The organism is Caldimonas sp. KR1-144, from assembly GCF_049446155.1.
In the GTDB taxonomy this organism is placed as follows: Bacteria; Pseudomonadota; Gammaproteobacteria; order Burkholderiales; family Burkholderiaceae_C; genus Rivibacter.
This window is the reverse complement of the sequence record NZ_JBMSEE010000009.1, coordinates 38,117-55,468: the sequence shown is the minus strand read 5'-3', so window position 1 is coordinate 55,468 and position 17,352 is coordinate 38,117. Positions and strand designations below refer to the sequence as shown.

The 17,352-nt window shown below is 70.0% G+C and carries 15 protein-coding genes; 5 read left to right on the top strand and 10 right to left on the bottom strand.

Annotated features, from left to right (window positions below; translation table 11 throughout):
* Positions 1 to 8: 8 nt before the first annotated feature.
* From ACO2TI_RS19175 to ACO2TI_RS19165, 3 genes are read left to right on the top strand one after another with little or no spacing between them, the layout of a single operon-like run.
* Positions 9 to 656 (top strand): pilus assembly protein PilX, encoded by a 648-nt coding sequence (locus ACO2TI_RS19175; protein WP_423286786.1) that lies wholly within the window; start codon positions 9 to 11, stop codon positions 654 to 656.
* 36 nt (positions 657 to 692) lie between these two features.
* Entirely contained in the window at positions 693 to 4,178 is a 3,486-nt protein-coding gene (locus ACO2TI_RS19170) for a pilus assembly protein (RefSeq protein ID WP_423286785.1), read from the top strand.
* The gene (locus ACO2TI_RS19165) at positions 4,162 to 4,794 is read left to right on the top strand and encodes an energy transducer TonB (protein ID WP_423286784.1); all 633 of its coding nucleotides are present in this window, start codon (positions 4,162 to 4,164) and stop codon (positions 4,792 to 4,794) included. The genes ACO2TI_RS19170 and ACO2TI_RS19165 overlap by 17 nt, the downstream gene beginning before the upstream one ends.
* A gap of 11 nt (positions 4,795 to 4,805) precedes the next feature.
* Here ACO2TI_RS19165 and fusA read toward each other — a convergent pair whose 3' ends face one another.
* Positions 4,806 to 6,875: an elongation factor G gene (gene fusA / locus ACO2TI_RS19160; RefSeq protein ID WP_423286783.1), complete on the bottom strand. Its 2,070-nt coding sequence runs from the start codon at positions 6,873 to 6,875 to the stop codon at positions 4,806 to 4,808.
* A gap of 258 nt (positions 6,876 to 7,133) precedes the next feature.
* Here fusA and ACO2TI_RS19155 point away from each other — a divergent pair, with 258 nt between their 5' ends.
* A complete protein-coding gene (locus ACO2TI_RS19155) occupies positions 7,134 to 7,979 on the top strand; it encodes a hypothetical protein (protein ID WP_423286782.1) in 846 nt (281 codons plus the stop codon).
* Between the two features lie 57 nt (positions 7,980 to 8,036).
* On the opposite strand, the gene ACO2TI_RS19150 is transcribed toward ACO2TI_RS19155, so the two are convergent.
* From ACO2TI_RS19150 to ACO2TI_RS19140, 3 genes are all read right to left on the bottom strand, one after another.
* The gene (locus tag ACO2TI_RS19150) at positions 8,037 to 9,188 is read right to left on the bottom strand and encodes an alpha-hydroxy acid oxidase (protein ID WP_423286781.1); all 1,152 of its coding nucleotides are present in this window, start codon (positions 9,186 to 9,188) and stop codon (positions 8,037 to 8,039) included.
* A gap of 130 nt (positions 9,189 to 9,318) precedes the next feature.
* Complete coding sequence (locus tag ACO2TI_RS19145) at positions 9,319 to 10,203, bottom strand: LysR substrate-binding domain-containing protein (RefSeq protein WP_423286780.1); 885 nt, start codon at positions 10,201 to 10,203, stop codon at positions 9,319 to 9,321.
* Positions 10,204 to 10,327: 124 nt separating this feature from the next.
* On the bottom strand, positions 10,328 to 11,854 hold the full coding sequence (locus ACO2TI_RS19140) for an AMP nucleosidase (RefSeq protein ID WP_423286779.1): 1,527 nt from the start codon (positions 11,852 to 11,854) through the stop codon (positions 10,328 to 10,330).
* An 87-nt stretch (positions 11,855 to 11,941) separates the two neighbouring features.
* Here ACO2TI_RS19140 and ACO2TI_RS19135 point away from each other — a divergent pair, with 87 nt between their 5' ends.
* Positions 11,942 to 13,138: an MFS transporter gene (locus ACO2TI_RS19135; RefSeq protein WP_423286778.1), complete on the top strand. Its 1,197-nt coding sequence runs from the start codon at positions 11,942 to 11,944 to the stop codon at positions 13,136 to 13,138.
* Between the two features lies 1 nt (position 13,139).
* On the opposite strand, the gene ACO2TI_RS19130 is transcribed toward ACO2TI_RS19135, so the two are convergent.
* The 6 genes from ACO2TI_RS19130 to ACO2TI_RS19105 are packed head-to-tail and all read right to left on the bottom strand — an operon-like array spanning position 13,140 to position 17,325.
* Positions 13,140 to 13,991 (bottom strand): quinoprotein dehydrogenase-associated SoxYZ-like carrier, encoded by an 852-nt coding sequence (locus ACO2TI_RS19130; RefSeq protein WP_423286777.1) that lies wholly within the window; start codon positions 13,989 to 13,991, stop codon positions 13,140 to 13,142.
* Between the two features lie 22 nt (positions 13,992 to 14,013).
* Positions 14,014 to 14,943, bottom strand: a complete 930-nt coding sequence (locus ACO2TI_RS19125) for a quinoprotein relay system zinc metallohydrolase 2 (RefSeq protein ID WP_423286776.1) — start codon at positions 14,941 to 14,943, stop codon at positions 14,014 to 14,016.
* 15 nt (positions 14,944 to 14,958) lie between these two features.
* Positions 14,959 to 15,315, bottom strand: a complete 357-nt coding sequence (locus ACO2TI_RS19120; RefSeq protein WP_423286775.1) for a hypothetical protein — start codon at positions 15,313 to 15,315, stop codon at positions 14,959 to 14,961.
* A gap of 23 nt (positions 15,316 to 15,338) precedes the next feature.
* Complete coding sequence (locus tag ACO2TI_RS19115) at positions 15,339 to 16,031, bottom strand: hypothetical protein (RefSeq protein WP_423286774.1); 693 nt, start codon at positions 16,029 to 16,031, stop codon at positions 15,339 to 15,341.
* Between the two features lie 32 nt (positions 16,032 to 16,063).
* Positions 16,064 to 16,924 (bottom strand): substrate-binding domain-containing protein, encoded by an 861-nt coding sequence (locus tag ACO2TI_RS19110; protein WP_423286773.1) that lies wholly within the window; start codon positions 16,922 to 16,924, stop codon positions 16,064 to 16,066.
* A complete protein-coding gene (locus ACO2TI_RS19105; protein WP_423286772.1) occupies positions 16,921 to 17,325 on the bottom strand; it encodes a c-type cytochrome in 405 nt (134 codons plus the stop codon). Before ACO2TI_RS19105 ends, ACO2TI_RS19110 begins: the two co-directional genes overlap by 4 nt.
* Positions 17,326 to 17,352 lie beyond the last annotated feature (27 nt).

The following is a 17,352-nucleotide window of genomic DNA, read 5'->3' as shown; positions in this document are numbered from 1 at the left end:
AAGCGGACATGAAGCCATCTCTTCTTCGCTCGCGGTGCCGGGACGGCGAGCGCGGCGCCTCGCTGATGTTCGCGCTGGTCGCGCTCGTTGCGCTGGCCTTCGCTGCGGTGGCGCTGGTGCGCTCGGTCGACACCGGCGCGCTGGTGATGGGCAACCTGGGCTTCAAGCAGGACGCCACGGCCACGGCGGACCAGGTCGCCGAGCGCGCGATCAACTGGCTCGAGACCAATGCCGGTGGCAACACGCTGTACTCCAACATCACGACCAGCGGCTACTACGCGTCGAGCGTCGACACGCTCGATCCCACCGGCAACGGTACCGCTGCCACGCGCGCGATGGTCGACTGGGACGGGGACGGGACCTGCGCATCGTCGGGCGCCTGTCTGTCGACCTCGGCCGATGTCACGGTCGGCAGCAACACCGGCCGCTACGTGATCACGCGGCTGTGCCGTACCACCGGCGATCCGAACGCCAGCGGCAACAGCTGTTCGTCGCCGGCCGCGAGCACCGTCGCCCAGGGCCCGAACCGCGGCGAAATCAAGTACGGCACGGCGCGCCTGGCGCCAGGGCCGGGCGGTCCGTACTACCGCGTGATCGTGCGCGTGGTGGGCGGGCGCGGCACCGTCAGCTACACGGAAACCATCGTCACGTTCTAGGGCCCGCCGGCCCTGATCGTGTTCACGGAGAGCGTCATGCGAACCCCGTCCTGCGTCCTCGGCTGGTCCCGCCTGGCGGCGCGCGCCGCCATTGCGTTCATCCTCGGCATCGCGGGCGCGAGCGTGTTCTCGGCCACCGCCGAGATCGCCAACGCGCCGCTGGCCACCTCATCGACCACGTCGATTCGCCCCAACCTGATGTTCATCCTCGACGACTCGGGGAGCATGGCCGACGACTACCTGCCGGACGAGGCGAACTTCGGCAACCTGTGCTTCGGCGACTACCGCCTGAACCAGATCTTCTACAACCCGAACCGCACCTACAACCCGCCGGTCGACGAGAGCGGCGTGCGCTACGCCGATGCATCGTTCACCGCGGCCAAGGTCGACGGCTTCAACGCCGGCAGCGCCACGGTCGACCTGTCGGTCGTTGCGAACCTCAGCACGCCGAGCACCAAGGTGGGCACGACCACCGGCCAGGTGTGCGACTGGGAGCGACAGGGTGGTCGCTGGGTCTGGGTGTGCCGCGACGGCACGGTCGATCTCAACAGCAGGTTCTACTACTCGAGCTACACGACCAGCAGCGCGCCCGCGTGCAGCGGCAACAGCTACAACTGGCAGAACTTCAGCTTTGTCACCGACGCCAGCGGCTGGACCGCGGCGCAGAAGACCAACTACGCCAACTGGTACTCGTACTACCGCACGCGCATGCTGATGATGCGCACCGCCGCCGGCCAGGTGTTCGCCGAGATCGACCCGTCGCGCTTTCGCGTTGGCTTCTCGACCATCCACGACAGCGGGGCCAGCGACGGCAACGAGTTTCTGAACATCCGCGACTTCGACGCGACCGGCCAGAAGACCACCTTCTTCAGCAAGCTCTACGCCACGGCTCCCGGCGGTTCGACGCCCCTGCGTTCGGCGCTCGCCAAGGCGGGGCGCTACTACGGCAAGCGGCTGTCGAACCAGAGCGACCCGATCCAGTATTCCTGCCAGCGCAACTACACGATCCTGTCGACCGACGGCTACTGGAACACCGGCGACGAGTGGAACAACTCGGTCACCCAGCTCAACGGCAGCACCGCAATCGGCAACCAGGACAGCAAGAACACCACGCCGGCGACCGAGCTGCCCTATCTCGACGACTGGCGGCGCAACAACAGCACCGGCGGCGACGGCCTCGAGAACACGCTGGCCGACATCGCGATGTACTACTACAAGACCGACCTGCGCGACGGCGCGGCCGGTTCGACCTATTGCACCGGCGCGGTGTCGGGTCAGAACGTGTGCACCAACAACGTCGAGCGCGGCAAGCAGGCCGGCGACGTCGCGACCTGGCAGCACATGAAAACCATCACGCTGGGCCTCGGCGTCTCGGGCACGATGACCTACGACCCGAACTACGAGAAGCAGACGTCCGGCTCGTACTACAACATCGTCAACGGCAGCGCCCCGTGGCCGAACCCGATCGCCAACAGCGGCGGTGAGCGCATCGACGACCTGTGGCACGCCGCGGTCAATGGCCGAGGCCATTACTACAGCGCGAGCGATCCGACCTCCCTGTCGACCAGCCTGCGCGATGCGCTGGAGAGCATCGACGCTGCCAGCGGCGCCGGCGCCGCCGCGGCGACGAGCAACCTGCGGCCGGAATCGGGTGACAACTTCGCCTACGTGGCGCGCTACAAGACCGCGCTGTGGAACGGCGACCTCGAGGCGCGCACGGTCGACGTGACCACTGGCGACGTTTCGTCGACGCGTACCTGGTCGGCCGCGACGTTGCTGCTGTCCAAGGTCTCGGCGTCATCGGACACGCGCACGATCAAGTTCTTCGACCCGACGAACGGCGGCGCGGCGCGACTGTCGGACTTCACCTACTCGCGCCTGCAGACCGCGAGTCTGAACGCGTCGTTCGACGACCTGTGCCCGAGCAGCGGCACGCCCAAGCTCAGCCAGTGCAGCGACACGACGCTGGACAAGTCGCTGATGACGGGCGCCAACCTCGTCAATTGGCTGCGCGGCCAGAGCCAGCATGAGGATCTGACCGGCAACGCGGCACGTCTGTTTCGAGATCGCTACGACGGCGAAGTCTCGGCTCGCAACGTCCTCGGCGACATCGTCAACTCGGTGCCCGTCTACGTGAAGAAGCCGTCGTTCAAGTATGTCGACAGCGGCTACTCGACCTTCGCCAGCAGCAATGCGGGCCGCCAGGCCGTCGTCTACACCGCGGCCAACGACGGCATGCTGCACGCGTTCAACGCCGACACTGGCGTCGAGCTGTGGGCCTACGTGCCGCGCATGGTGATGCACAAGCTCTACAAGCTGGCGGACAAGGACTACGCGAGCCAACACCAGTACTACGTCGACGGTGCGCCGACCGTCGCCGACGTCTACGACCCGTCCGGCACGGGCGGCTGGAAGACCATCCTGATCGGCGGCCTGAACGCGGGCGGTCGCGGGTACTACGCGCTCGACGTGACCGACCCGAGCGCGCCGATCGGCCTGTGGGAGTACTCCTCGGCCAACGACAGCGATCTCGGGCTGAGCTTCGGCAACCCGGTGGTCACGAAGCTCAAGGACGGCAGCTGGGTCGTCGCGTTCACCTCAGGCTACAACAACGTCAGCCCTGGCACCGGCAACGGCCATCTGTTCGTGCTCAACGCCATGACGGGCGTGCAGATCGCCAAGATCCCGACCTACATCAGCGGCACCACCGCCGCCGGCGACACGACCACGCCGAACAATCTCGGCCGCATCAACGCCTGGGTCGCCGACGAGACCGACAACACCATCGGACGCATCTACGGCGGCGACATGCGGGGCAACGTCTGGCGCTTCGACCTCGACGACAACATCGCGCCGTCCGGCTCGGAGGCGCTGCTGCTCGGCCAGGCGCGCAGCGCCGGCGGCGCGGTGCAGCCGATCACCGTCAAGCCCGAGTTGACCGAGATCACGTCCAACGGACAGCGCTATGCCTTGGTCTCGGTCGGCACCGGCCGCTACCTCGGCAGCGGCGACATCGGCGACGGCACGACGCAGTCGGTCTACGTCTTCAAGGACACGTTGGGCAGCACCGGCTTGGGCAACCTGCGAGCCGCCCCTGGCATGGTTGCGCAGACTCTCGGCGCCAATCGCGCCGTCACGACGCCGCAGTCCATCACCTGGAGCACCGATACCGGCTGGTACGCCGACTTCAGCCAGTCCAGCGGCGAGCGCGTCGACGTCGACATGCAGCAGCAACTCGACATGCTGATCGTCGCGACCAACGTGCCGAGCTCGGATGCCTGCGTGACCGGCGGCTCCTCGTGGCTGTACTACTTCAACATCAAGACCGGCGCGACGCTGGTGCCGGCGCTGTCGCTGGGCAACGCGCTCACGGCGGGCATCACGACGATCCAGCTGCCCAGCGGCCTGACCAAGACCATCGCGGTCAGCAAGAACGGCAACATCCGCACCGAGGACGATCCCGACCGCCGCGGCTCGGGCAGTGGCGTGCGGCGGACCTCGTGGCGTGAGCTCGCGAACTGATGCCGGTCGCACGCGCAGGGGCCGTGCGGTTGCGGTGCTGGCTTGCCTGTCGCTGACGGGCGCGCTGCACCTCGCTGCCTGGGCGGCGCTGCATGCGGCGCCGCCGCCGGTGCGCACGGCAACGCGTGTCCCGGCCGTGACCGTGCGCATCGCGTCGGTGGCCGAGCCGGACACAAGCGCGGCATCGTCGACGCCCGCGGCGCACCAATTGCCAACGCCCTCCGACGCAACACATGTGCAGGTGGCCATGCCGGTGCCCGACGCCGGCGAAGCGCCGCCCGCGGCGGCCTATGCCGTGATCGACGCGGCCGATGGCCCCGACTACCTGCCGCGTCCCTGGCTCAGCGTCGCGCCCACGCCCGTCGAGCCGGTTGCGCTCGACTATCCCGCGCTCGAAGGCGACACCGGCTGGCACCGCGCGGTGCTGGCGTTGTTCATCGACGAGGCCGGCGTCGTGCAGCGCGTGCGGGTCGAGGAAGCCGAGCTTCCTGCAGCGCTGGAGGAAGCCGCGCGCAAGGCCTTCATGGGAGCGCGCTTCCGTCCGGGCGAGCTGGACGGCGTGGCGGTGCGTTCGCGGCTGCGTGTCGAAGTCGAGTTCGACAGCCGCTCCCGCTGAACCCGCGAGACCTACTCCTCCTCCGCCACCTTGTGCTGCGCCACCAGCTTCTGCTGCGTCCCCGGCGGCACCGCCTCGTAGTGGCTGAAGGCGATCGTGTAGCGGCCCTGGCCGCCGGTCAGCGTGTTCAGGCGCGACTGGTAGCCCGCCAGCTCGGCCAGCGGCGCCAGTCCGCGGATCGCGAGCAGGCCGTCGCCCAAGGTGTCGGTGCCGCTGACCTGGCCGCGGCGTGACGAGAGGTCGCCGGTGATGTCGCCCATGTGCGCGTCGGCGGCGGCGATCTCGATCTCGACCATCGGCTCGAGCACGATCGGGCGCGCCTCGCGCACCGCCGCGATGAAGGCCTTGCGCGCCGCGGTCACGAAGGCGACTTCCTTGCTGTCGACGCTGTGGTGCTTGCCGTCGGTGACGGTCACGCGCACGTCCACGACCGGATAGCCGGCGATCGCGCCCTCGGCCATGGCCTGGCGCACGCCTTTTTCCACCGCCGGCATGAACTGGTTGGGGATCACGCCGCCCTTGGTCGCGTCGATGAACTCGAAGCCCGCGCCGCGCGCCATCGGCTCGACGCGCAGGAACACCTCGCCGAACTGGCCGGCGCCGCCGGTCTGCTTCTTGTGGCGATGGTGGCCGTCGGCGGGAATGGTCACGCTCTCGCGGTAGGCGATCTTCGGCGGGCGCGTCGCGACCTCGAACTTGTAGATCTCCGAGAGCCGCTCGAGCAGCACGCGCAGGTGGAACTCGCCCAGGCCGTAGACCACGGTCTCGTGCGTGGCCGCGACCTGCTCGATGCGCAGGCAAGGGTCTTCGGCGATCACCTTCTGCAGGATCTCCCACATGCGCTGCTCGTCGCCGTGGCGCTTGGGCTCGATCGCCAGGCCGTGCACCGGCACCGGAAAGGCCGGCGGCTTCAGGTGGATGTGGTCGTCCTCGGCGGCGTCGTGCAGTACCGCATCGGCATGGATCTCGTCGACCTTGGCCACCGCGGCGATCTCGCCCGGGCCCACGCTGGGCACCTCGACGAGGTTCTTGCCCTGCAGCATGAACAGGTGGCCGACCTTGAACGGCTTGCGCCCGTCGCCCACGTAGAGCAGGCTGTCGCGCGTGAGCGTGCCCTGGTGCACGCGAAAGATGCCGAGCTTGCCGACGTAGGGGTCGATGCTGAGCTTGAACACATGGGCCAGCACGTGGCGCTGCGGATCGGGCAGCACCTCGATCGGCTCGGCCTGCGCGCCTTCGCCGCGCAGGAACTGCGGCGGATTGCCTTCGGTGGGGTTGGGCAGCAGCGAGACGATGGCATCGAGCAGCGCCGCCACGCCGGTGCCGTTGCGCGCCGAGACGAAGCACACGGGGATCAGGTGGCCTTCGCGCAGCGCCTGCTCGAGCGGCGCATGCAGCTCGCGCGCATCGACGTCGCCTTCGTTGAGGTAGCGGTCGACGAACGCGGCATCGACCTCGACCACCTGTTCCACCAGGGCGCGGTGCGCGGCGGCCACCGAGGAGAAATCGGCCTCGTGGCCGGGCGCGGCGGCCGGCTCGAACCAGCAGTCGACGATCTCGCTGGCGCCGGCGGCCGGCAGGTTCAGCGGCAGGCACTCCTTGCCGAACGCTGCGCGCAGGTCCTCGAGCAGGGCCGCCAGGTTGACGCCCTGGGCGTCGATCTTGTTGACCACGACCATGCGCGCCAGCCCGCGCTGCGCGGCCGCGTCCATCATGCGGCGCGCGGTCGGCTCGATGCCGTTGGCGGCGTTGACGACGACCACCGCGGTCTCCACCGCCTCGAGCGCGGTCAGCGCCGGCCCGATGAAATCCGGCAGCCCCGGCGTGTCGATCACGTGGATGCGCGTCTCGCGGTGCGCGAGGTGGATCGGCACCGAGTTCAGCGAGTGCAGGTGCTTGCGCGCGAGCGGATCGAAGTCGGCCACCGTGCTGCCGCGCTCGACGCTGCCGGCCGCACCGATCGCGCCGGCCGCCTGCAGCAGCGCCTCGGCCAGGCTGGTCTTGCCCGCGGTGGCCGGGCCCACCAGGGCCAGGGTGCGTATCGCGCCGGGCGGCAGCGAACTGGGAAGGGTCTGGGGCATGGCGTCGTCTCCTTGGGCCCTGGAGTCTGTTGACCCAGCAGGCGCTTGTCTCGATCGGCCAGCAGTCCGCACCGAGCGTAAGAGATCGCCGCGCCTGCCACAAGCGGGCGAAGCCGCCTTTGCGCTGCGTGAACGAATTCGCACAAGCGCCCACTGCGAGGGGCAGATCCGTGGCGTGCCCCCGCGCTCGGGGATGGGCGCGATCTGGCGCCTTCAGCAGAGTACCGATGTCCCACGACGTTTGACCTGAGAAGCACCATGAGCACGCCGCGCCTGACCCAACTGCTGATCCTGACCGTGGCCCTGTCGGGCCTCGCCGCCTGTGGCGGTGGTGGCGGCGGCGACGCCGCGCCCGCGCCGCCGGCCGCGCCCACGCCCAGCGAGCCGCCGCCGATCAACGGCATGCCGGCCTTCCCGTCGGAGGCGCAAACCGGCTTGAGCTATCCGTCGAAGACGCTGACGCTCACGTCGCAACAGGCCGGCGAGTTGGTGCAGACCGCTGTGGCCACCTACAAGATCTCCGGCCAGGCCACGGCGGCCGTGCAGCTCGGTCAGGAAGCTCCAGGCGCCTTGTCGTCGGCGGCGTCACCGGCCCCGTGCTCGGGTGGCGGCACGATCGTCTATTCGGCCGGCAGCAGCTCCTACGGCTACACCTACAGCACCTGCGCCAGCGGCGTCTACGTCTACGGCGGCGCGAGCACGATGGCGCTGGGCAGCGGTGCCTATGACATCACCTACAACAACCTGCCTGTCACCGGCCCCAATGGCTGGAGCACCGGCAGCGAAGGCTTGACCGGTGTGACGGCCTGCAAGGTCAGCGCAGGCTCGGCCAAGTGCATCGCCACCTACAAGGGCTTCATCTGGGGCTACGACCACACGTTCGATCACACAACGCTGCTGGCCAACGGCTCCCACCAGTGCAACTGCGACAACGCCGGCACCTGGAACGTCATCTTCGACGACTTCGGAACGGTGTCCGGCAAGGCCTATGTCTACGCGACCAACGGCGGGGCGATCATCACGCGCAACAGCGCCACCTCGTTCACCGTGGTGCTCACGGTCAACAGCGTGACGAATACCTTCAACATCACCTACAGCGGCTGAACCCGGCTCGCGCCCGCATGCCGACGGCCCCGAGCGGGGCCGTTCGCATTTCCGGCTTCAGAACAGCCCGCTGCCCGGCAGCAGGATGCGCCGGTCGACGTTGCGGATATCGGTGTGGCCGCAAAAGGCCATCGTGATGTCCAGCTCGTGGCGAATGATCTCGAGGCAGCGCGTCACGCCGGCCTCGCCCATCGCGCCCAGGCCGTAGAGGAAGGCGCGGCCGATCATCGTGCCGCGCGCGCCGAGCGCCACGGCCTTGAGCACGTCCTGGCCGCTGCGGATGCCGCCGTCCATCCAGACCTCGATCTCGCGGCCCACCGCGTCGACGATCTCCGGCAGTGCGGCGATCGACGAGGGCGCGCCGTCGAGCTGGCGGCCGCCGTGGTTGGAGACGATCAGCGCATCGGCGCCGCTGCGCGCGGCGAGCCGCGCATCCTCGACGTCCATGATGCCCTTGAGGATCAGCTTGCCGCCCCAGCGCCGCTTGATCCACTCGACGTCGGACCAGTCCAGCCGCGGGTCGAACTGCTCCTTGGTCCAGGCCGACAGCGAACTCACATCGCTCACGCCCTTGGCATGGCCGACGAGGTTGCCGAAGGTGTGGCGCCGCGTGCCCAGCATGCCGAGGCACCAGCGCGGCTTGGTCGCGAGGTTGATCAGGTTGGCGATCGTCGGCTTGGGCGGCGCGGTCAGGCCGTTCTTGATGTCCTTGTGGCGCTGGCCGAGCACCTGCAGGTCCAGCGTGAGCACCAGCGCCGAGCAGCGCGCGGCGCGGGCGCGCTCCATCAGCGCTTCCATGAACTCGCGGTCCCGCATCCAGTAGAGCTGGAACCAGAACGGCGCGGTGGTGTTGGCGGCGATGTCCTCGAGCGAGCAGATGCTCATCGTCGACAGCGTGAACGGCACGCCGAACTTCTCGGCCGCCTTCGCGGCGAGGATCTCGCCATCGGCGTGCTGCATGCCGGTAAGCCCCGTCGGCGCGATCGCCACCGGCATCGAGGCCTCCTGGCCGACCATCGTCGTGCGCAGCGTGCGGCCTTCCATGTTGACCGCGACGCGCTGGCGCAGCTTGAGCTTCGCGAAGTCGCTCTCGTTGGCGCGGTAGGTGCCCTCGGTCCACGAGCCGGAGTCGGCGTAGTCGTAGAACATGCGCGGCACGCGCTTCTCGGCCAGGACGCGCAAGTCCTCAATGCAGGTGATCACGGGCATGCTGTCTCCGCTCTTGTTTCTCGTCGGCGCGCGAGCTTATGCGAGGCGCGCTGCGCGCGGCGTGAAAGTTGATCAGCCGGGCGTGAAGGCCGTTCAACACCCTCTTCCCGAGGGGAGCGGGCACAAGAGATCAAGCGAGCGCCGTCTTCAACCACTCGACGAAGGCCGCGCACTCCCAGCGTTCCAGCGCACCCGGCTTCCAGCACAGGAAGTAGTGCTGCGGCGAGGGCGCGCTGCGCGCCGACAGGCGCACCAGCCGGCCGCTGTCGAGCCAGTCGGCGCCGAGCTTCAGGCGCATCAGCGCGACGCCGAAGCCGGCCACGGCGGCGTCGAGCGCGAGGCCGAGGTCGTTGAACTGGGCGCCGCCCGAGGGCTCGGGCAGGTCGAGCCCGCAGAACGCGAACCAGGTTCGCCAGGGCTCGAGCGGGCCGGTGCGGATCAGCTTCGCGCGGGCGATTGCCGCGGCGCTCTCGAAGCCGCCGTCGAGCCCGGCTTCCTGCAGGTAGGCCGGGCTGCACACCGGCGACACCTCGTCGCTCTGGATGCGCACCGACTCGCGCCCGGCGAACGGACCGGTGCCGAAGCGCAGTTCCAGGTCGGCCGGTTCGGGGCTGGTCTCGGCCGTCGGACCGGCGACCTGCAGCGTGAGGTCGATGTCCGGATACGCATGGCGAAACAGCGCCAGCCGCGGCAGCAGCAGCTGGCGCGAGAAGGTCGGCGTGACCGACACGCGCAGCCGGGTCGCGTGCTGGCCCGGGTCGCGCCCGGGCAACTGTGCCAACGCGGCCAGGCCCTCGCGCACATGGGCGAGGTAGGCCGCGCCGTCGGCCGTGAGCGCGAAGTCGCCGCGCGCGAGCAGCGCCACACCGAGCTGCGATTCGAGCTGGCGGATGCGATGGCTCACCGCGCTGGGCGTCACGTTCAGCTCATCGGCCGCCTGCGTGACGCTGCGCAGCCGCGCGACCGCTTCGAACGCGAGCAGGCAATGGACGGGCGGGATGCGCGCGAATGTCACGGCACGACAGGTCCGCGCTGAACCACGAACTTGCCGACACCCGTCGAGGTCTTGCGCGGATCCGGCTTTGCCGGTCCGCTGCAAGGGCCCCCTCGGGGGGCAGCGAGCGAAGCGAGCGTGGGGGTCACTGGAACGCCACCTCGGCAAAGCTGCGCAGCTTGCGGCTGTGCAAGCGCTCGAAACCCTCGCCGCGCAGCAGCTCGACCGCGCGCAGCCCGATGCGCAGGTGCTGGTTCACCCGCTGGCGGTAGAACTCGTTGGCCATGCCCGGCAGCTTGATCTCGCCGTGCAGCGGCTTGTCGCTCACGCACAGCAAGGTGCCGTAGGGCACGCGGAAGCGAAAGCCGTTGGCCGCGATGGTGGCGCTTTCCATGTCGAGCGCGACCGCGCGGCTCTGGCTGAAGCGACGTTCCGGGCCCGGGTGCGGCAGCAGCTCCCAGTTGCGGTTGTCGGTGGTCGCCACGGTACCGGTGCGCAGCAGGCCCTTGAGCGCGTAGCCCGAGAGCTGGGTCACGTCGGCCACCGCGCGCTCGAGCGCGACCTGGATCTCGGCCAGCGGGGGGATCGGCACCCAGGCCGGCAGCTCCTCGTCGAGCACGTGGTCCTCGCGCACGTAGCCGTGGGCGAGCACGTAGTCGCCGAGCTGCTGCGTGTTGCGCAGGCCGGCGCAGTGACCCAGCATCAGCCAGGCATGCGGGCGCAGGACCGCGATGTGGTCGGTGATGGTCTTGGCGTTGCTCGGCCCCACGCCGATGTTGACCATCGTGATGCCGGCGCGGTCCTTGCGCACGAGGTGGTAGGCCGGCATCTGCGGCAGCCGCGGCGGCGCCTTGCCGAGAAAGTCGCCGGGCTCCAGCGGCTCGCCGCGGCGGCGCGTGATCACGTTGCCCGGCTCGACGAAGGCGACGTAGTCGTTGTCGCTGCCCGGGCCTTCGAACAGCGGGTCCTGGCCCGGCGGCGCGGCCATCAGCTCGTGGCCGAGCTTGATGAACTCGTCGATGTAGAACTGGTAGTTCGTGAACAGCACGAAGTTCTGGAAATGCTCGGGCACCGTGCCGGTGTAGTGGCGCAGCCGGTGCAGCGAGTAGTCCATGCGCGGCGCGGTGAACAGCGACAGCGGCTGCCACGCGATGCCGTCGGGCCCCGGCGCGGGCTCCTGCGTGCCGTTGGCGATGCCGTCGTCCATGGCGGCGAGGTCGGGCAGGTCGAACAAGTCGCGCAGCAGCAGTCGCCGCGCCGGCGTCAGCGTGCCCTCGATGTGGTCGCTCTCGGCGAACGAGAAGTGCACCGGGATCGGCTGCGCGCTCGGTCCCACCTCGAGCGCGACCGCGTGGTTGCGCAGCAGCAGGCGGAACTGCTCGCGGTAGTAGTCGGCATAGAGGTCGGGGCGCGTCAGCGTGGTCTCGTAGTGGCCAGGGCCGGCGACGAAGCCGAAGGCCAGGCGCGAGTCGGCGCGCGCCACCGTGTCGGTGTGGATGCGCACCTGCGGGTAGCAGGCCCGCACGCGCTCGGCAAGCGGCGCGCCGGCAACGAACTCGCCCATGCGCCGCCGAAGGTGGGCGACGCCGGCGTCGTAGATCGCGGTCGCGTGGGCGAGCGCGGCGTCGGGGTCGCTGAATTCGCGGCGCGGCAGGGTTTGTGCGAGGTCCATCGAATGCAAACCGGTGAAGGGGTTCCGGCCGATTGTGGCGCGCGGCCGTGGCGTTCACGGCGGCGTGCCGGCTCATAGACTGTGGAGATGTCCGCTTCCTCCGCCGCGGTGCCGGGCGCCGCACCGCGCCGCGTGCTGCCGCTGATCGTCGGCGCGCAGTTCGCCGGCACCTCGCTGTGGTTCGCGCCGAACGCGGTGATGGCCGACTTGCAGCGCTCGCTCGGGCTGCCGGCCGAGGCCCTGGGCGGACTGAGTTCGGCGGTGCAGGCCGGCTTCATCGCCGGCACGCTGGTGTTCGCGCTGCTGGCGATCGCCGACCGGCATTCGCCGCGCCTGGTGTTCCTGGCCTGCGCCGTGCTCGGCGCGCTGGCCAACGCGCTGCCCGTGCTGCTGCCGCGAGAGGCGCTCGGTTACGCGACGCTGTGGTCGCTGCGCGCGGCGACGGGCTTCTTTCTGGCCGGCATCTATCCGGTGGGCATGAAGATCGCCGCCGCCTGGTATCCGCGCGGGCTCGGCGCGGCGCTGGGCTGGCTGGTCGGCGCGCTGGTGCTGGGCACGGCCGCGCCGCATGCGCTGCGCGCAGTCGGTGCCGAGGCGAGCTGGCAGCCGGTGATGCTCGCGACCTCGGCGCTCGCGCTGGCCGGCGGCGCGGCGCTCGCGCTCGGCGTGCCCGACGGCCATCACCTGCCGCGCGCGGCGAGCCTGCAGCTGCGCGCGCTCGCGGCGATCGGGCGCGACCGCAGGCTGCGCGCCTCGGTGCTCGGCTACTTCGGCCACATGTGGGAGATCTACACGCTGTGGGTGCTGGCGCCGGCCATCGTCGCGACGCGCCTCGAGGGCGCTGCGATGTCGCTCGGCGCCTTTGCGCTGATCGGCGCCGGCGCGATCGGCTGCGTGGCCGGCGGTCTGCTGGTGCCGCGCCTCGGCGGCGCGCGCATCGCGGCCTGGCAGGTCGGTGCGAGCGGCGTGTGCTGCCTGCTCGCGCCGTGGCTGATGGACGCGCCGTGGCCGCTGTTTGCTGCCTGGCTGCTGGTCTGGGGCGTCACCGTGGCCGGCGACTCGCCGCAGTTCTCTGCGCTGACCGCGAACAACGCGCCGCGCGAGGCGGTGGGCAGCGTGCTGACCCTGGTCAACTGCATCGGTTTCGCGATCTCGATCGTCTCGATCCAGCTGTTCACCTCGCTGGCCGAGCGGCATGCGCTGGCGACGCTGTTGCCGTGGATCGGCGTTGGGCCACTGCTTGGGCTGGCGGCGCTGCGGCCGTTGCTGGCGGAGAAATCCTAGGCTAGGACCCGGTGCGCAGCGCCATCCCGTTCTCGAACTTCAGCTCCTTGGTGTCGACCACCTGCGCCTTCAGCTCGCCGTTGCCCTGCGGCACGAAGTAGAAGCGCAGGTTGGGGTTCTCGCTGATCGAGAAGTCGAGGTCGGCCGAGAGCACGAGCTGGCCGGCGTAGGTCACGTCGACGCGGCGCACGAAGTGCGGCGGCGTGTACTGCCGCGTCAGCTGGTCCATCACCATGCCGGAGTCGTTCGGGTGGCTGATCATCAGCTGCGCGAGCACCGGCTGGCGCGGTGCCGGGGTCGCGTCGACGCGCCAGCGCATCTGGCCCAGCGAGGCCTGCGCCGAGGCCGGGTCCTTGCCCGGCGGCGCCGAGCAGCCGCCCGAGGCCTTGACGAAGCGCGTGCTCATGAAGAGCTGGCCGTCGCCGGTCTCGGCGATCGCGCGCACGAAGGTGTATTCGTCGATGCGCACGCGCGTCTCGATGTCGGCGCGCCCGCTGGCCTGCGTATAGCTGAACACCGCGGCGATCGGCGAGGGGTTGTTGTCGATCACCAGCCAGACCTTGCGGATCGAGCGCTCGGGCGACTGCGGGAACGCGGCGCGGATCGCGATCGGCACGATGGCCGCGTCCTCGGCGCGCACCGGCGCCTCGAGCTTGATCACCGCGTCGCCGGGGTCGGTGATCTTGCGCCCGGCGAACAGGCTGTCGCGCACCTGCACCCAGCGCGGGCTGGCGTCGGGCGCGTCGCCGCTCTTGAGCTGCGCGGCCAACGGCGGCGCAATGACGGCGAGGCCGGCCGCGGCGATGAGGGCGCGGCGGCGTTGCGACTTCAGGTGGGGGCGTAGGTTGCGCATGCGTGTCTCCGGCGCGCCGGACTCAGTCGGACCACTCGAGTTCGGCAAAGGCAGCAGTGACATTGCGCTTGTGGAAGCGCTCGGTCAACCGCCATCCGTCGATGCCCTTGTCGGCGAGTCGATCGACCGTCTCGGCCAGCGGGCGGTTCGCGCGCAAGGCCTCGCGCACGCCGTCGCGCAAGCCTTCGAGGTAGCGGCGCTGGGGCGCGAGCGCGGCCGGCCAGTCGCGCTGCACGGCGCCGTGTCCCGGCACCGCGATGCGCACGTCGCGGCGCTGCGCCAGCGCGTCCATCACGCCCAGCCAGCCCATGAGCTTGCCGTCGAGCGCCGGCAGGTGCTCGACGAACAGCAGGTCGCCCGCGAACAGCGTGCCGCTGGCCGGATCGAAGACGCTCAGGTCGGCGTCGGTGTGCGCGGTAGGCCAGGCCTGCAGCACGATCTCGCGCCCGCCGAGGTCGAGCGTGCGCGGCGTACCGGGCGCGACGGTCTGCGTCGGCGCGATGATCTCTGTCGGCTCGGCCGCGGCGCCGAAGTCGCGCGCCAGCGCGTTCAGGTAGTAGGGGCTGCGCGCCGCCAGCGCCGCCGGCAGCCGCGCGTGGCCGACGAACACCGGATCGGCGCCGCCGGGGCCGGCGCCGCGAAACGCTGCGTTGCCGAGCACGTGGTCGGGATGCGCATGGGTGTTGATGACCCAGCACACCGGCTTGGGCGTCGCGGCCTGCAGCTGCTTTCGCCAGGCGCGGCCGACCGCAAGACTGCCGCCGCTGTCGATCACGGCGAGGCAGCGCTCGCCTTCGATCGCGCCGAGGTTGGCGACATCGCCGCCGTTGGCCGGGCCCCAGTCCTCGAGTGCGCCGGCATGCACCAGGACGCCCGCCGCGATCACCGCCGGCGTCTGCGCCGCCGCAAAACCGGCCAGCAGCCAGGTGCAAAGCGCGACGGCAAGCCGCATCGATCGCGCCTCAGTTCAGCGCTGCTCGAGGTGGATGAGACAGCTCTTCTTGGCCTCGTTCTGCAGCGCGCGGTAGCCGCGGATCTCCTTTTGCGCGCCCTCGTTGTCGCGGATCACCGCGCCGCGCTCGCCGCCGATGCTGGTGGCGTTGGCCTCGGTGCTGAGCTCGACGAACTGCTGGTAGTTCAGCTTCTCGGCGATGCGGTCGATCGTGCACGAGCACTTGTGGATCATCTCGAACGCCGGCCCCGGATGGTCGCGCAGGCAGCTTTGCACGTAGAGCACGCGATCGACGGTCGGGTAGTCGTTTGCGTGCGCGAGCGAGGCGCAGGCGGCAAGCGCCAGCGCGGCAACGAGGCGGGGCATCGTCATGGGTTCTCTTGGTGAAGAACGGTTCAGCGGGCGGGCGCGGCGAGCGTCAGCACTTCTTCGAACGACGGCGCGGTCGAGGCATCGCTTCCCGGCAGGCGCGCGCGCAGCTCGAGCACACCGCCCGGCACCTCCTTCGAGAGCACGAACACGTACTGCATCGCCGCGTACTTGGGGAAGCGGTTGCGCTGGCTGTCATTGACGAACGGCGTGACGGTCACCACCGTCGTCGCGACGCTGCGCCCGTTCCAGTCGGCGCTGCCGGCCACCGGCTGCGCCTCCTCGGCCAGTGCGAGGCGGATGCGGCGACGGAAATGGGCCGACTGGCCGCCGGTCAGGCGCTGCAGCTCGCGCACCGCGCGCTCGAGGAAGAACAGCCCGACCGGATTGACCCGCGCGTCGTCGATCTCCGGCAGGCGCAGCGCGTTCGCGCCGCTCAGGAACTCGCCGCGCACCGCGCAGCAGGCGCCGTCGGGGCTGGCGCGCAGGGCCAGGCGCACGGCGTCCTCGAAGCCGGGCTCGAAGTCGCCGCCCGCGCTGCGACGCACGAAGCGGTAGTCGAGCGCCAGCGGCGGCTTCAGGGCCGTCAGCTCGGGCTCGACGAACACCGCGCGCTCGGCTGCCGACGGCACGCTGGGGGCGTCGCCCGACTGCGCACGCACGGGGCTGGCCAGCAGCGCCGCAGCCAGGAGAACGCCTGCGAAGGCCGACGCTTTCACGTGGGCCCTCTCATGGCGGCAACCTGCCCTCATCAGGGCTTGGCCGCGGCTTGCGGCGGCTCGAGTTCGAGCAGCGGCACGCCATAGTCACGCAAGATCGCCTCGATCTCCGGGCGGCGCCGTTCGATCAGCGACTCGATCTGCTGCTTCCACTCGCGTTCGCCGTAACGCACGCCCATCGCCATCTGGTAGTCGAACTTGACGCCCGGCTCCGAGCTCAGCGGCAGCACCGCCAGTTCCGGCGACTTCACGCGCTTGGCGAAGTAGCCCGCGATCGGGCCCCAGACGATGGCGGCGTCGAGCTTGCCCGAGGCGAGGTCGCGCTCGATGATCTCGCCCGGATACTGCTGCGGGTCGGCGCTCATCATCGGATACGGCACGCCCTGGTCGACCATGCCGTGCTTGTTGAGCCACTCCGAGGCCGGCGAGCGGTCATACAGGCCGATGCGCAGCTTGGCGCGCGCCCCGGGCGCCATCGCGAACAGGTCGGCCGGCGCCTTCAGCGAGGCCAGCGGGCCGTTCTTGGCGAACACCAGCGCGTAGGTCGAGCGGTAGTAGGGCTTGGTGGCCGAGACCTGGTCGAAGCCGGCCGGCACGCCCAGCACGACGTCGCAGCGGAAGTCCTCGCCCGGCAGCTTGTAGCGCAGCGTGTTGCGGATGAACGCCATGCGCTGCGGGAACGAGTAGTAGGTGACCGGCAGGCCGAGGTCCTTGGCGAACAGCTCGGCGATGCGGTTCTCGATGCCTTCTCCCTTGGTGTTGGAGAACGGCAGGTTGTTCGGGTCCTGGCAGACGCGGAACGCCTCGCGCTTGGGCGCGGCGTCCTGCGCAAAGGCCGCGCCGGCCGCTGCGGCCAGCGCAAGCGCGACGACGAGCGGCCGAGCGGTGCTCATTGCGACGGGATCTCCGACACCTTGGCCTGCGTGATCGCGCCGTCGGAGCGACCCTTCAGGTAGGCATAGAGCTGGTTGATGTTGTTCATCACCTGCTCGCTGTTGCCGAAGCTCTGCATGCCCTTGTCGAGGCGGCCGTCGCGCACGGTCTTGATGAACTCCTCCTTGGTCAGCGTCTTGAGGCTGTTGACCAGCGAGGGGCCGACCATGCCTTCCTGGTTGGCGCCGTGACAGCGGTCGCAGGCGGCGGCGCGCCAGGTGCGAAAGCCCTTCATCGTCTCGGCGTCGACCTTGGTGCCGTCCTGGACGGTGTACAGCGGCGTCTTGACGACGTTCTGGGCAGCGGAGAGGGCGGCGGCGCCGAGGCCGAGGAGAACCGCAACGGTGATTCGCAACTTCATGGTCTGGACTACTTCAGAAGACTTGAA

Coding starts and splice junctions, on each gene's coding strand:
- ACO2TI_RS19135 (WP_423286778.1), top strand. CDS start 11,942: ATGTCCGCTTCCTCCGCCGCGGTGCCGGGCGCCGCACCGCGCCGCGTG.
- ACO2TI_RS19120 (WP_423286775.1), bottom strand. CDS start 15,315: ATGACGATGCCCCGCCTCGTTGCCGCGCTGGCGCTTGCCGCCTGCGCC.
- ACO2TI_RS19155 (WP_423286782.1), top strand. CDS start 7,134: ATGAGCACGCCGCGCCTGACCCAACTGCTGATCCTGACCGTGGCCCTG.
- ACO2TI_RS19140 (WP_423286779.1), bottom strand. CDS start 11,854: ATGGACCTCGCACAAACCCTGCCGCGCCGCGAATTCAGCGACCCCGAC.
- ACO2TI_RS19110 (WP_423286773.1), bottom strand. CDS start 16,924: ATGAGCACCGCTCGGCCGCTCGTCGTCGCGCTTGCGCTGGCCGCAGCG.
- ACO2TI_RS19150 (WP_423286781.1), bottom strand. CDS start 9,188: ATGCCCGTGATCACCTGCATTGAGGACTTGCGCGTCCTGGCCGAGAAG.
- fusA (WP_423286783.1), bottom strand. CDS start 6,875: ATGCCCCAGACCCTTCCCAGTTCGCTGCCGCCCGGCGCGATACGCACC.
- ACO2TI_RS19105 (WP_423286772.1), bottom strand. CDS start 17,325: ATGAAGTTGCGAATCACCGTTGCGGTTCTCCTCGGCCTCGGCGCCGCC.
- ACO2TI_RS19170 (WP_423286785.1), top strand. CDS start 693: ATGCGAACCCCGTCCTGCGTCCTCGGCTGGTCCCGCCTGGCGGCGCGC.
- ACO2TI_RS19130 (WP_423286777.1), bottom strand. CDS start 13,991: ATGCGCAACCTACGCCCCCACCTGAAGTCGCAACGCCGCCGCGCCCTC.
- ACO2TI_RS19125 (WP_423286776.1), bottom strand. CDS start 14,943: ATGCGGCTTGCCGTCGCGCTTTGCACCTGGCTGCTGGCCGGTTTTGCG.
- ACO2TI_RS19175 (WP_423286786.1), top strand. CDS start 9: ATGAAGCCATCTCTTCTTCGCTCGCGGTGCCGGGACGGCGAGCGCGGC.